Origin of the sequence: Vibrio sp. 10N.222.52.C12 (assembly GCF_041474215.1) — a bacterium.
GTDB lineage: Bacteria > Pseudomonadota > Gammaproteobacteria > Enterobacterales > Vibrionaceae > Vibrio > Vibrio crassostreae_C.
In genome coordinates this window covers 25,085-37,984 of record NZ_JBFRTR010000072.1, presented here as the reverse complement: position 1 = coordinate 37,984, position 12,900 = coordinate 25,085, and the positions used below count along the sequence as shown (strand labels likewise).

Annotated in this window: 12 protein-coding genes; 7 read left to right on the top strand and 5 right to left on the bottom strand. The window is 42.9% G+C overall.

Annotation, left to right across the window (positions count from 1 at the left end; genetic code table 11):
* Nucleotides 1–62 precede the first annotated feature (62 nt).
* The 3 genes from AB4623_RS13755 to AB4623_RS13745 all read right to left on the bottom strand — a co-directional run bounded on the left by AB4623_RS13755 (nt 63) and on the right by AB4623_RS13745 (nt 4,532).
* Nucleotides 63–620: a PhnA domain-containing protein gene (locus AB4623_RS13755; protein WP_017060062.1), complete on the bottom strand. Its 558-nt coding sequence runs from the start codon at nt 618–620 to the stop codon at nt 63–65.
* 229 nt (nt 621–849) lie between these two features.
* Complete coding sequence (locus AB4623_RS13750) at nt 850–3,270, bottom strand: VolA/Pla-1 family phospholipase (protein WP_372146668.1); 2,421 nt, start codon at nt 3,268–3,270, stop codon at nt 850–852.
* A 14-nt stretch (nt 3,271–3,284) separates the two neighbouring features.
* The gene (locus AB4623_RS13745; protein WP_050654485.1) at nt 3,285–4,532 is read right to left on the bottom strand and encodes a porin; all 1,248 of its coding nucleotides are present in this window, start codon (nt 4,530–4,532) and stop codon (nt 3,285–3,287) included.
* 358 nt (nt 4,533–4,890) lie between these two features.
* Here AB4623_RS13745 and AB4623_RS13740 point away from each other — a divergent pair, with 358 nt between their 5' ends.
* Nucleotides 4,891–5,973: a site-2 protease family protein gene (locus AB4623_RS13740; protein WP_017060065.1), complete on the top strand. Its 1,083-nt coding sequence runs from the start codon at nt 4,891–4,893 to the stop codon at nt 5,971–5,973.
* A gap of 137 nt (nt 5,974–6,110) precedes the next feature.
* Here AB4623_RS13740 and AB4623_RS13735 read toward each other — a convergent pair whose 3' ends face one another.
* Complete coding sequence (locus tag AB4623_RS13735) at nt 6,111–6,899, bottom strand: M48 family metallopeptidase (RefSeq protein ID WP_372146667.1); 789 nt, start codon at nt 6,897–6,899, stop codon at nt 6,111–6,113.
* A gap of 139 nt (nt 6,900–7,038) precedes the next feature.
* On the opposite strand from AB4623_RS13735, the gene AB4623_RS13730 reads away from it, so the two are divergent.
* From AB4623_RS13730 to AB4623_RS13710, 5 genes are all read left to right on the top strand, one after another.
* Nucleotides 7,039–7,464 (top strand): hotdog fold thioesterase, encoded by a 426-nt coding sequence (locus AB4623_RS13730; RefSeq protein ID WP_017060067.1) that lies wholly within the window; start codon nt 7,039–7,041, stop codon nt 7,462–7,464.
* Between the two features lie 95 nt (nt 7,465–7,559).
* Nucleotides 7,560–7,793 carry a DUF3389 domain-containing protein gene (locus AB4623_RS13725; protein WP_017064605.1) on the top strand — a complete coding sequence of 78 codons (234 nt, stop codon included), beginning with the start codon at nt 7,560–7,562 and terminating at the stop codon, nt 7,791–7,793.
* Between the two features lie 153 nt (nt 7,794–7,946).
* Nucleotides 7,947–9,638 (top strand): SgrR family transcriptional regulator, encoded by a 1,692-nt coding sequence (locus tag AB4623_RS13720; RefSeq protein ID WP_017069657.1) that lies wholly within the window; start codon nt 7,947–7,949, stop codon nt 9,636–9,638.
* Nucleotides 9,639–9,686: 48 nt separating this feature from the next.
* Nucleotides 9,687–10,592, top strand: a complete 906-nt coding sequence (locus AB4623_RS13715; RefSeq protein ID WP_017064603.1) for a DMT family transporter — start codon at nt 9,687–9,689, stop codon at nt 10,590–10,592.
* Between the two features lie 21 nt (nt 10,593–10,613).
* Entirely contained in the window at nt 10,614–10,865 is a 252-nt protein-coding gene (locus AB4623_RS13710; protein WP_372146666.1) for a hypothetical protein, read from the top strand.
* Nucleotides 10,866–10,990: 125 nt separating this feature from the next.
* Here AB4623_RS13710 and AB4623_RS13705 read toward each other — a convergent pair whose 3' ends face one another.
* Nucleotides 10,991–11,599, bottom strand: a complete 609-nt coding sequence (locus AB4623_RS13705) for a DUF2238 domain-containing protein (RefSeq protein WP_017064602.1) — start codon at nt 11,597–11,599, stop codon at nt 10,991–10,993.
* Between the two features lie 201 nt (nt 11,600–11,800).
* On the opposite strand from AB4623_RS13705, the gene AB4623_RS13700 reads away from it, so the two are divergent.
* A complete protein-coding gene (locus AB4623_RS13700) occupies nt 11,801–12,640 on the top strand; it encodes an isopenicillin N synthase family oxygenase (RefSeq protein ID WP_017060073.1) in 840 nt (279 codons plus the stop codon).
* Nucleotides 12,641–12,900 lie beyond the last annotated feature (260 nt).

Here is a 12,900-nt window from a genome sequence, read left to right as displayed (position 1 = left end):
TTTCCAAGAAAAAAGGCGCTAATTAGCGCCTTTTCGTTTTCTATCACTTTCTTACAGTAAGATTACTTCTTACGGCAGAACTCAGCGATTACGTACATTGATTGACCGCCGTTTGTTTTACCAGAAACAAGCTTAGGATCGTCACCAACGCTGATACCACGAATAACAGTACCTTGCTTAATCACTTGGTTAGTACCTTTGATTGGCAGGTCTTTGATTACTGTTACGTCGTCACCTTTCTTAAGTTCAACGCCATTCACATCAAGAGGCTTGTCATCAGCAGACATGCCGATTTGTGCCCAAACTGATGTTTCTTCTTCAAGGTACATCATGTCTAGCGCGTCCTGAGCCCAGCTTTCTGTGTTCAGACGAGTAAGTTGACGCCATGCCGTTACTTGAACTGGCGCTTCCTGGCTCCACATGCTGTCAGTCAGACAACGCCAGTGGTTGATATCTTTAGGATCGTCAATCTCACCAAGACATTTGTCACATACCATGATGCCGTGATCCACTGTTACGTGGCTGTGTGGCGGCACTGCGTATGCAGTAAGAGAAGAATCAGAACCACATAGTTCACATTTAGATTGGCAGCGTTCTAGCATAGTAGCTTCAGAAGACATAATGGACTCACATTTATTAGGTATTAAATTACGGGGCTATTATCCACTTTATTTACAATAAAGAAAGAGGTCGTACGGTATTCTGTCTTGATTAATTTTAGCTGAGATCAACCATTTGTGTTTTAAAGTTTTATGCAAACGGTTAACTAGGGGACTTGTTCGAACGACAGAGACAAAAATGCCAGCGGTTAGGCTGGCATTTGGTTTAGTGAATAAGCTAAAGTCTTAGTTATTCCAATAAAGCATCCGGTGCTGCTGCATCAAGGCTATCCGATTCTAAGAAATCAGCTACTTGAGCTCTCATTGATAGGGTATGAGTGGCATCAGAAAGGTCTGCTTGCGGTCCGATGATCGTAGAGTGCTTAGCCGTTTCGTTATACTGAACAAACACTCGGTTTCCAGTTGAAGTGCTAGCTTTTGTAGAGTCATCCAACCCTAAAGTTGAATCTAATCCTTCAGAACCAACAAACGAAGCCGTGTAAGACAATGGTTTATCGTTATCATCATTACCATTGTTTGGTACAGTTTCGTCGTTTTGCGACTGGATCAACAACGTTGGATAGCTAGAACTAAATGATGACAGGTCCTCAGTGCTTGCTAGTGAATGTGGATCGACCGTGTCAATAAGGGTTTGAGCGGCGACTTTAAATGCAACTAATTCAGTTTCAATTGCTGCGGCGCTGGTTGGGTTTCCAGTAGCAAAAGCGGTATAGCAATCGCCATCTTCAATGTCGTCCGTAGTACAAGCTGAAGCCACTGAATCCCGATACGTTGCATTTAACTGTTTAGCCAGATTGTGTTTGATTTCAGGACCAAACGTTTCAGAAGCAAACAATAATTCGGCTATGTGACCACCTGAATTAGCATATACCGCCGAGCTAAATTTATGTGTGCCAGCAATTTCTGATGTCGCAACAGAAGTAAATCCGGTAATGCCACCCAATGAGTGGCCCATAAACTTAACGGTTGTGTCTTTTACATCAACTCCGGCTAATGGTGTACCAGTAAAGTCATTACCCACTTTTTCAAGTGCCATACGAAGACCTATTACATCAAGCGCACTTTGACGAATATTGTCACGGGCAACAGGCAAAGCACTTAAATTCAAGTAGTACAGAGCATTATCGTTAGTTGAAATAGCACCTCCGGCAAGTGAACGAGACCCATGAATAGGGTGGTCAATTGCAATGACAGCAAGACCTTCAGCCGTTAAATTAGCCGCGAATGCATACGCGTTTTCTTTTACAGAGGTAATACCGTGCTGATAAATGACTACACCTGAAGGCGTGCCAGTTGTGGGTGTAAACAAAAGCACATCAACAGCTTCGAGTGATTTAATTTGTGGTATTGGTGAATATTGAGTGACAAGACGTTCACTATCTAGAGCTGTTCCACTTGCGTCCTTTGTGAGTGTTTTTCCCATTAAAGTCGTGACATCAGCTGCGCTAAGGTTTGTTGGGTCTAATCCTAATTTAACCAACTCTCCACCAACGAAAGAACTTGTAGAGCTATCCGTTAGTGCGCTTTTGATAACCGCTAAACTGTCCAATGCTGATGCAAATGGCGTTGTAGAGAACTTAGTTGGATCGGTTTCCAAGAAATATGGGAGTTGAACAGTACCTTTAGTCACGTTTACCGACGTAGTGCTGATACCAGCGTTAGAGTAAAGGAGATTTATGCCTCCAATCAAAGTGGCATTTTCTGTTGCATCGTCATCGGCAAGATATTTTTTAAAGTCAGCATCTGCAGCGATTGCTGTGGCAAACGGAACTGTTGATGAAGAATCTAGGCTAAGATTATAAGCGTTTGACAGATCGACACTATTTGGGTTTGCACTGCCATTCCAATAAGTCGAAAGTGGGGCTCCAGCATCAATCATTCCACCAATCAACGATGCTGTAGAGGCGAGAACATCACCAACAGAAGTTGTAGTAAACCAAGCTGAATACACAATCTTTTCCGCATCAACACCAACAGCCGCAGCTATAGCTTCTTGACCTTTAATTAAAGTTTGCGCACTAGCTAAGTCACCGGTTGAATAAGTTTTAGTGGCTGTTTTGAGAGCCGCATAGCTTTGCGATGTACCTACTGGGTTACCATTTACATCTGTAACATCATCAGTAACAACAAGCAAATATTCAGACTTCTCATCAAAAGGAGTATTAGGTGTAATTGCTAGGTTTGAGCCTACTTTGTAAACTGTGTATTCAGAGCTAGCAACAGGTGTTGGTACTTGAGCCGCTGTGGATGTGTCTGTTAGCTTTTTAGAAAGCTTCAACAATGTCACTCCGGAAGTAACAACTCCAGGAGTATCACCAAAACCGTCGCCTTCAAACTCGATGTAAATTGGCATGCTGGTCGAAAAACCATCGGCATAATTTAATGCTGCTTTTGGGTTAGAAATGCTATCGTCGCCACCTGTTGGGATCGCTAACGTGCCATCTGTAGAGTCAAATAATAGGTTATTGCTTAAAGGAACTGATGCATTACTACCTTGCAAGAGCATTTTTTGAGTTGTCGCTCTTGCCAAAGACGTTTCTAGATAGGCTTCAAGTTGTTGGTTACTTGTTACCGAACTTTCGGTGTTGTCGCCACAACCTGCTAGCAGGATCGCTGAACATAGTAGAGAGATCTTAAAGTTACGTTTCATGATACGATCCTGATTTAGTTAAAAGTGTAGTTAAGCTGAACTGAAGAAAGGTAAGCGGTACCTTCTGCTTCGAAAGTCCTTTCTTGCTGAGCGCCATTTGTCTCAGTGAACTCACCGTCATCACTTACAACAAGTGCGAATCCGGCATCGACAGTCATATTTTCGCTCCAAACATAAGTGAAGCCAGCGCTATACCACATACGATCACTATCAGGAATGCTTAAAGTTGCTTCACCAGCTTGTTCGTCATAAGCGTAACCAGCTCTTAATGTCCACTTACTGTTTAGTTGGTACGTTGCGCCTAGTGAATATCGATTGTTGTCTTCATATTTTTCAGGTTTGTAGAAGCACTGACCTGCTACACCGTTGTCAGTACAATCTGGACTTGTTGCTTTTAACTCCTTAAAAGTACTCCAATCAGTTTGTTGCCAACCGTAGTGAATTGCCCATTGTTCGTTAAGTTGGTGAAATGCTGAAAGCTCCAGAATAGAAGGAAGCTCGATTTGAAGACGACCATCAACCTTGGGAGATGTTGCTCTACCTGAATCGTAGCTGGTAAATTCACCGTCATCGAAATCAAGATCAACAGAAGAGCGGTAAGCGATACTAAAGCGATTGTTTTCGTTCAGCTCATACATCGCGCCAACATTCCAACCATAGGCAAATGTTTCACCGGTCATGCCTATAAGTTTGTCAGATGGATTTCCACCAACAAAGTTAGCGAGCTCGCCTTTATGGCGAGTAAGTTCAGCTTCCGCATACACAAGGTTTAAACCTGCACCAACGCTAAATGATTCATTCACGCGATACGCAATATTTGGATTTAGATTTACAGATAAGAGCGACGTATCACCAGCCATATCACCTGCCGAGATGTCATCAGGGTAATCCGTAGCAACACCATAATTGGTGAACATACCGATACCCCAAGCCCATTTTTCGTTGATTGGGCTGATGTAATATGCGGCTGGCACGACTTGTAATGGAGCAACATCTTTTGAATGCTCGTTAGCGTCAACGTCGTAAACGTTAACCTCTGGATCAACGATAGAAACCGCGCCTGAAAATTGGGCTGTATCAAATAGGGTCATTGCGGCGGGGTTTCTCGCTAGTACACTCGCGTTATCGGCTACAGCGCCTTCACCTGAGAATGCGCGACCAAGACCTGAGGCAGAATGCTCAGCAACTTGGAAACCAGCCGCAAGTGAGTTACATGCAAATAGTACTGAAAGTGAAACGAGAGAGCGTTGTATTGTTTTCATCCTTGACCCTCCTAGGGCATCGAATTTCGTTATTATGGTTTGAAAACACACTGAGCATTTTTGGTGTTGAAGCTCTAATGTAAATGGCATGTTAAATTCATGTTTTATATAAAGTCAAAGAAAGAGTTGTTATTTTGTGAGGTTATGTTTTAAAGGGGCGGCACTTTAACATCGATAATATAAGTATAATCAATAATTTATTCGTGGTTGGAGGTGTGACCAGAGTGTTTATGCATCGTTGCGGTATAAATAGTGTTCAATAGCTCAATATGTAACAACTTTGTTTCTGTTTACCACCATTCGCTAAATCGGCATAATATCGACACTCGTTAGAAGTCATTAAATTGGAATTTTAAGTTTGGAATTACTCGCGATAGAGTTTCTTGGAAAACCGCTTCGTTTAGAAGGATCAATGGCAGGGTGGCAACAGTTGTATTGGGATAACACTTTGGTATCTCAATTAGATGCGACCACAGACCAAGAAGACGCCCGAAAACACGAATTTACACTACGCGCTGGCGAAGAAACGTTGCAGTGTCACGTTGAATCGACCGTTCAGTGGCAACCGTTTGAGATGACGTATAAAGCGTCGGTGAATGGGCAAACCATTACCGAAGGCAATCGAAACACCAAAGATATTGAACAACAAACTCCTGTTGTCGCTCCTAAACCAGAGAAGCGTTTTAGCTTAATTGGGTTGGTGTCGCTTGGTATGAAAGCGCTTAAAAGCGCCAAGCTAATCAAGGTCGTACTTGCTTCTGCGAGTTTAGCGGCCTATTCATGGTTGTTTTCAATTCAGTTCGCTTTGGCCTTAATCGCCTGTTTAATGTTCCATGAGTACGGTCATATTAGAGCGATGAAATACTTCGGCATGAAAACCAAAGGGATCTATTTGATACCATTTCTTGGTGGCTTGGCGTTATCCGATGAAAAGATTAATACGCGTTGGCAAGATGTGGTTATCTCAATCATGGGGCCATTGTTCGGCCTGATATTGTCGTTAGTATTTATGGTGCTGTATTGGGCGACTGGCGAAATGTTCTTTGCCGGCCTTGCAGTATTTAATGCTCTATTAAACCTGTTCAATCTATTGCCGATTTTGCCTCTCGATGGCGGACATGTTCTTAAAAGTATCAGTTTCTCGATGAACAGTGTGCTTGGCATTGTACTTTGTGTCGCGGCTGCCGTTGCTGGTGTGGTATTGAGTTATCAGTTGAATTTAACCCTGTTTGGTTTCTTATTGATCATGGGCAGTGTCGAAATACTGTTTGAATGGAAAGGACGTCATCACAGTCACTTGTTACCGTTAGACAAATACGGGCAAGTCGTGTCGTTCGTTTGGTATGTAGGTTTAGTGAGCAGTTTGATTGGTGTTATCTGGTATTTTGCATCTACTGGTGATCAGCTATTAAGCCTACCATTACAAATTCTTGGTACTTAACGAGTGAGTTTCTGTTGTTGGAATTATCCAGCTGCTTAGTACACTTGAACTGTTAGCAAGCAAGAAACTGAAAATGCCCTAACCAATATGGATAGGGCATTTTTGTATTTACACCAGCTAGGCGATTCTTACTTAGATTACGCTTTGCAATTTGGTCTTGGTGAACCTGATTGAGGAAGCGTTTTTATCGTTGCTTGTAGATCTTTAATACGCGTACTGTGGGAAGGGTGCGTAGAAAGCAACTCTGGCGGTTGATTACCCCCTGATGCTTTCGCCATGTTTTGCCACAAGTTGACACTTTGGTTTGGATCGAAACCTGCTTGAGCCATATACTCTAAACCAACAATATCGGCTTCAGACTCTTGAGTTCGCCCATACGGTAGAATAACGCCATATTGAACGCCTAACCCTAACGCGGCCATCGTCATACCTTGATACTGTTTGTATTCTGATGCACCTAACGCAACGTTAGTAATAGATAAGCCCGTATTAGCGATTTGAGACTGAGAAAGGCGCTCATTACTGTGGTCCGCTAAAACGTGTGCCACTTCGTGACCGATAACCGTCGCGAGTTGGTCTTGATTGACTGCAACCTTGAGTAACCCTGTGTATACACCGATTTTTCCGCCAGGTAGGGCGAATGCGTTCACTTGATCACTATCAAACACAACAACTTCCCATTCACTAAAACCTTGTTTAGGAATATATTGAGTGATGCTGTTCGCTACGCACTGTACATAAGCGTTAGTTTTGGCATCTTTGCTGATGGGTTGTTCTTTTTTCATTTGTTCAAAAGACTGTGCTCCAAGCTGAGACATGTCTTTATCTGAAAAAAGCAGCAATTGGTTTCTGCCTGTCGGAGAAGCGCTACACGCGGTTAGGCCTGCAAGTGTGAGAAGCGAGGCAAACTTCATCCATGACGTCATACAATATCCTCTGTGTATTCGGTTTTTATGCATGTTAACATCAACTTGCGTAATAGCTAAGGGCTGTAAGATAACTAACAGCGGTAATATAGAAAAAAGCTATGCACGCGATAACAAGATCAATAATTAAGGAACCTATATGAGTATTTGGAAAAAGCCCGTTGACCTAGATACCTTCAACGCGACCTCAAAAAATACCTTAATTGAACACCTCAACATTGTTTACACCGAAGTAAATGACAATTCTTTGGTAGCAACCATGCCGGTTTGTCACTTTACGCACCAACCACTGGGTATGCTTCATGGCGGCGCATCGGTTGTGCTAGCAGAAACGCTTGGCTCATTGGCTGCAAACTTCTGCGTACCAGAAGGCTATTATTGCGTTGGGCTCGATATCAATGCGAACCACGTAAGGTCAATGCGTGAAGGGCATGTCATTGGTACTGCTGAGCCTATTCACTTGGGCGTCTCTACTCAAGTATGGCAGATCAATATCACTGATGATCGTCAACGCTTAGTTTGTACCAGCCGTTTAACCATTGCCGTTAAGAAACATAAGCGATAACAGACTAGGCAGTCGTACGCTGGTTTTGTCTTTAGAAGAAGTAATCAGTACTTAGAACAAGCAATCAGTATTTAAAGAAGTAACCCGAGAAGCCCATGGTCATAACGTTTAAAAGTGGAAAAGTCATCGCAACCGCACATGAATTGGTTGTTCGTTTAGATGGGGAGCATAGAGTCACGCTGCAAGCCCAAGTTGATGCAATTCAATTGATCGGAAAAGGGGCAAATGTTATTTCAGCTAACGGTTCTGAGTGTAAATGGTCGATAAAATTAGACGATGAACAGCAGCTCCGTGAAATCGCTAATGAAATTGGCTGCGATGTAATGTAATCCTTTACGGTAAAGGCACTTAACCCTTAAGATTGAATAACATCTTAGGATGTCGTACTCATAATTCACAATAAAATTGTGTCAGTAATATTGATTTTACGCCATAAAATAGGGAAACTGAATTCAATGTCCTTTGAATAAGTTTTCCTCTTTATGAGCAGCCCAAGACTTCGCGTTCAATTTGAAACCCTGTTTGAATACTTCGATGGTAAAGATTCTGATGTTCAACTCGACGACATCACGGATGTGCTTTGTTGTACCCGTCGTAATGCCCGAATGGTACTCAACAAGCTTGAAGAAGAAGGGTGGGTAGAATGGTTACCTGCAGCAGGTCGAGGAAAGTTATCTCAACTTATCTTTAAACAGAATCGTTGTGATGTCAGCGAGAACTTAGCAAGACGCTACTTGCAGGAAGGAAAAATTGGACAGGCGCTGTCAGTGCTTGATCACAATGCTGCCAAACTCACGCAAGTTATTCAAAACTACTTGGGCGTACAGTATCAAGAAGGCGAACAAGTTATTCGTTTGCCTTATTACCGGCCGCTTTCAATGCTTAACCCAACCAAATCGATGCGTCGTTCAGAGCAACATATCGCTTGTCAGGTATTCAGTGGGTTGACTCGTCTAGATGAGAATGACCAACTTCAACCCGATCTTGCTCATTCATGGCAAAAAATCAGCGATTACCAATGGCGATTCTTCTTGAGACCCGGTGTTCGTTTCCATAACGGGGAACCTCTGTTAACCAATCATGTTGTGGATACACTGCTTGCACTCGAACCTCTCAACATGTTTTCGCATATCAAAGATGTCTCTTCACCTGCAAATTGTGTAGTAGATGTTTTTCTCACACGTCCAGACAAGTATTTTCCCCTCGCACTAACGGAATCGGTCGCTAAAGTCACATTACCGATCACTTTACGTGGTGAAGACTACGATATTCGACCGATTGGAACGGGACCTTATCGCATTGAAAAGAACGACGAGAAACAACTCGTGTTAACCGCTTTCAATGGGTACTTTGGTTTCAGACCGTTAATTGATCGCGTTGAAGTTTGGGTGGTGGATGAGGCTTATTCTTCAATGGTTTACCCAAGCCTATCTAAGCCTGTTATGGCCGACCGTGGCGATAGCGATGAAGTAGAACTCGATCCTGGTTGCACGTATTTACTGCTCAATAGAAAGAAGGGTATTGCACAAGATCCCGCATGGGCACAGTTTTTATCTAACGCGTTGAATGCGGCGGATCTGTTTGTTCATATTCCAAAAGAGACTGTTATCGATTTGGGCGTGTTACACGCTTATGGGATAAAACCCGGTTGGTATGACATAAAGTTAAAAGTGCCCGTTTGTCCACCAGCAGATTCGAAGCCTACCATAAGATTAGCGTATCAATGCCAACACCCAATGTTCCCAACGCTTGCAAAGGCGATTGTCACGGTGCTGAAGCAATACAACGTCGATGTTGATCTTTACGGTTACGAAACCGATCCGCCGCACGCCGATGATGTTGATGTTTGGATTAACCCTATGGGCATCGCCAATAACAGAGACGACGCCTTGGCTGGCTGGTTAATGGACTACAGTTTTCTTGATGAATCTAGCCCGGCAGAAGACTTCGACCAATGGTGTCACATGATTGACCGTTGGCGTTCTGGTGAATTCGAGCAATTCCCAGCAAGACAGTTAGGTAAACAACTAGTCCAAAGCAATCAATTGATCCCGATGTTCCATTGCTGGTTAGGCGTCAATAAAGATCAATGTGGTACGTTGCAAAACGCGAAATGTAATGCATTAGGTTGGTTCGACTTTAGCCAAGTTTGGGTGAAGCCTGACGTTGATTGAAATCCAAGAAAACTCAATTAGGACCAAATAACTCATTTAGGAAAAACGATGCAAACTCTGATGGTTACATTTATTACGCTGGTGGCATTTGCTGCTAATTCAGTTCTGTGTCGCTGGGCCTTAATGGATCAAACGATCGATCCTTTGAGCTTTTCGATCGTTCGCATCTTATCTGGTGCGCTTACGCTTTTGATTTTATTAGCTTTATCTTCCCAATCTAAAGCTAAAAGTGAGTTAGCAAGTAACACATCGCTATACACAAAGCTCAAATCACAGTTTCAACTCACATCAATATTGTCACTGCTCGTGTATATGTTTGGTTTTTCGTTTGCTTACTTAGAGCTTGGCGCAGGTCTTGGTGCTCTGGTGTTGTTTGTCGCGGTGCAATTTACGATGATTGCCGCGCACTTGTTTTCTGGCAACAGAATGTCATTGATTGAATGGGGCGGATGTTTGTTATCGGTAGCAGGGCTTGTTTATTTATTAATGCCAACGGAATCGACACAGGCACCTGATTTAGTTTCTATTATCTTGATGTCTCTGGCCGGAGTTGGGTGGGGCATTTACACATTGGCAGGAAAGACATCGTCAAACGCACTGCAATCGACCACCGCTAACTTTGGATTCAGTTCGCTAGTTATCCTTTTGGCATTAAGCTTGTTAGTTTTGATTCCTAATGCGTTAACGCAAGTGTCTATCACTGAACAAGGTTTGATTTACGCGGTTATATCGGGCTCTGTGGCTTCTGGTGTGGGTTATAGTTTGTGGTATTACGTGGTGAAAAAGCTGAATACCGTGGTGGCGTCTATTGCACAGCTTTCTGTTCCAGTTATCGCGACACTTGGTGGTGTATTACTTTTATCTGAACCTGTCACCATGCAATTTATAGTCTCATCAACCGTTATACTTCTAGGGATAAGCTTGGTTCTTGTCGCCCCTAAACTTAAGAAATAAAGAGTTCAATCATTAACTTCTATGGCTAAACCAAACAAGAAACAACCGACCAAGACGGTTCAGATTTTCTGTGCCAAATGTAAAACGCAGCTTTTTAAGTATCGGAAAGGTGGCAAAGGTGCATTCGTGAAATGTTTTAAGGAGCGTATCGTTGAAGATTTCACGACAAAACCATGTGTGTGCCCTGAATGCGGGATTGAATTTGCGCGAGACACTTTGGTTCGAGGTACGCCAGCCTACAAGTTTGTTGGTGGCAAGGTAACGATGAAATAACCTGTCACGATGAAACGACCAGTCATATTAAAACGAGCAAACAATGCTGAAACTAAAAATGCCACAGCACGGTTTGTGTGTGGCATTTCAACGTTGCTTTTGATACTCAGTGTAAATAATTGAGCTTAGTAAGCATTGACACGCCCTTGAAGCTTAAGAAGTAATAGCGAGACAATTGCGCCCGTGGTGTCACACAGCATATCTTTCTGTGCATCCCAAATATCGCCTTGTGAACCAAGGAATGCGATACCTTCATCACCACCTGCGATCTCCGCGTACCACCACTCGATAATTTCATAACCTGCAGCAACACTCATAATCGCAAATAGCGCAAAGAAACATGCCAGCACCGGTTGAGCCAGTTTTTTACGAATCAAGTACTCAGCGAGTGGGTAAGCATAAAGGCCAATTGAGAAATGCGCGACACGATCAAAGTTATTACGCTCAGAACCTATCATGTTGTTGAACCAATCAAATGGCACTTCTGCGAAGGTATATTTCGCGCCTATCGTATGCAAAATTAGCCAGATAAACATTAAAACGTAAGCTGTCTTAGTGAAGGTGAGCTTTGTTGATAACCACCAGATTCCCACCAATATCGCAAGCGCTGGGACAATTTCGGCAATCCATACCGCTCTTGAAGAGGGAGCAAACGCTGAAAATAGAAACACAATCAGATACAGCGTCGTCAATGACAGTAATGGTCGATTTTGAGCAAGTGGCGTGATTGTCATATCAAGATCTCTCGTCGAAGTTTTTAATAGTGTTACACAATAATGAACAGTGTTCAATTGGGTCTTAATCACCAGATTTGTTGAAAAGTGGTGTTATCGCCCAGTATCTAGACAAACGGTTGCTAGAGTTTCACAAAAGTTTGATTTACAACAAAGCGATCCTTAAAATCGCTCTATTACTACATAACAAGAAAGAAAGTCATGAAACTGGAAACTGTCGATTACCTTGCTGACGACGCAGCAGAACAATTTGTTCGCTCTCTACGTGAAACTGGTTTTGGTGTTCTTAAGAACCACCCAATCCCGAAAGAGCTTGTTGAGTCAATTTACGAAAACTGGTACCAATTCTTCATCTCTGAAGAGAAAGAGAACTTCCACTTTAATGTTGAAACACAAGATGGATATTTTCCACCTTCAGTGTCTGAAGTTGCTAAAGGCCACACTGTAAAAGACATCAAAGAGTACTTTCACGTATACCCTTGGGGCCAAATCCCTGAACAGCTGAAAGAACAGATTCTAGATTACTACCAACGTGCGAATGCTTTTGCTCAAGAGCTGCTAGGTTGGGTTGAAGCTCATGCTCCTAAAGAAGTACAAGAGAAATTCTCTATTGCGTTATCAGAAATGATCAACGGCAGTGAACAGACTCTGCTTCGTGTTCTTCACTACCCACCAATGCAAGGTGATGAAGAGCCAGGTGCAATCCGCGCTGCGGCACACGAAGACATCAACTTACTGACGGTTCTTCCTGCTGCAAGCGAGCCGGGCCTTCAAGTTAAAGCTCAAAATGACGAGTGGCTAGATGTTCCATGTGACTTCGGTAACATGATCATCAACATCGGTGACATGCTTCAAGAAGCATCTGGTGGTTACTTCCCATCGACAACTCACCGTGTAATCAACCCATCAGGTGAACGCCAAGAGAAGTCTCGTATCTCTTTGCCTCTATTCCTTCACCCGAAACCAGAAGTAGTGCTATCTGAAAAGTACACAGCAAACGAATACCTAATGGAACGTCTAAGAGAGCTTGGCGTTATCTAGTCAGTTCAATGCTTCGTCCCTAAAATTGGGATATATGTGAAAGGTCAGCTAAGTCGCTGACCTTTTTTGTATCCGTACCAAAGAATTGCGGCTTTATTACTAACGGTTGTATTCAACGAAATGGTACTCAGTTTTGATGATAAAAGGTGCCTTTAAGCCAAACGTTAGAAAGTTGTTTGTCCTTAAGCTCGACAAATCTTAGAAAATCGCTTTCAATTAAAGAAGATACGCAACGGGTGTGAAACAGGTTACTTATAGTA

What these genes read in the sequence shown, in the direction of transcription:
- AB4623_RS13705 (WP_017064602.1), bottom strand. Translation starts at nt 11,599, where the DNA reads ATGACAATCACGCCACTTGCTCAAAATCGACCATTACTGTCATTGACG.
- AB4623_RS13750 (WP_372146668.1), bottom strand. Translation starts at nt 3,270, where the DNA reads ATGAAACGTAACTTTAAGATCTCTCTACTATGTTCAGCGATCCTGCTA.
- AB4623_RS13720 (WP_017069657.1), top strand. Translation starts at nt 7,947, where the DNA reads ATGAGCAGCCCAAGACTTCGCGTTCAATTTGAAACCCTGTTTGAATAC.
- AB4623_RS13715 (WP_017064603.1), top strand. Translation starts at nt 9,687, where the DNA reads ATGCAAACTCTGATGGTTACATTTATTACGCTGGTGGCATTTGCTGCT.
- AB4623_RS13700 (WP_017060073.1), top strand. Translation starts at nt 11,801, where the DNA reads ATGAAACTGGAAACTGTCGATTACCTTGCTGACGACGCAGCAGAACAA.
- AB4623_RS13745 (WP_050654485.1), bottom strand. Translation starts at nt 4,532, where the DNA reads ATGAAAACAATACAACGCTCTCTCGTTTCACTTTCAGTACTATTTGCA.
- AB4623_RS13725 (WP_017064605.1), top strand. Translation starts at nt 7,560, where the DNA reads ATGGTCATAACGTTTAAAAGTGGAAAAGTCATCGCAACCGCACATGAA.
- AB4623_RS13735 (WP_372146667.1), bottom strand. Translation starts at nt 6,899, where the DNA reads ATGACGTCATGGATGAAGTTTGCCTCGCTTCTCACACTTGCAGGCCTA.
- AB4623_RS13730 (WP_017060067.1), top strand. Translation starts at nt 7,039, where the DNA reads ATGAGTATTTGGAAAAAGCCCGTTGACCTAGATACCTTCAACGCGACC.
- AB4623_RS13710 (WP_372146666.1), top strand. Translation starts at nt 10,614, where the DNA reads ATGGCTAAACCAAACAAGAAACAACCGACCAAGACGGTTCAGATTTTC.
- AB4623_RS13755 (WP_017060062.1), bottom strand. Translation starts at nt 620, where the DNA reads ATGTCTTCTGAAGCTACTATGCTAGAACGCTGCCAATCTAAATGTGAA.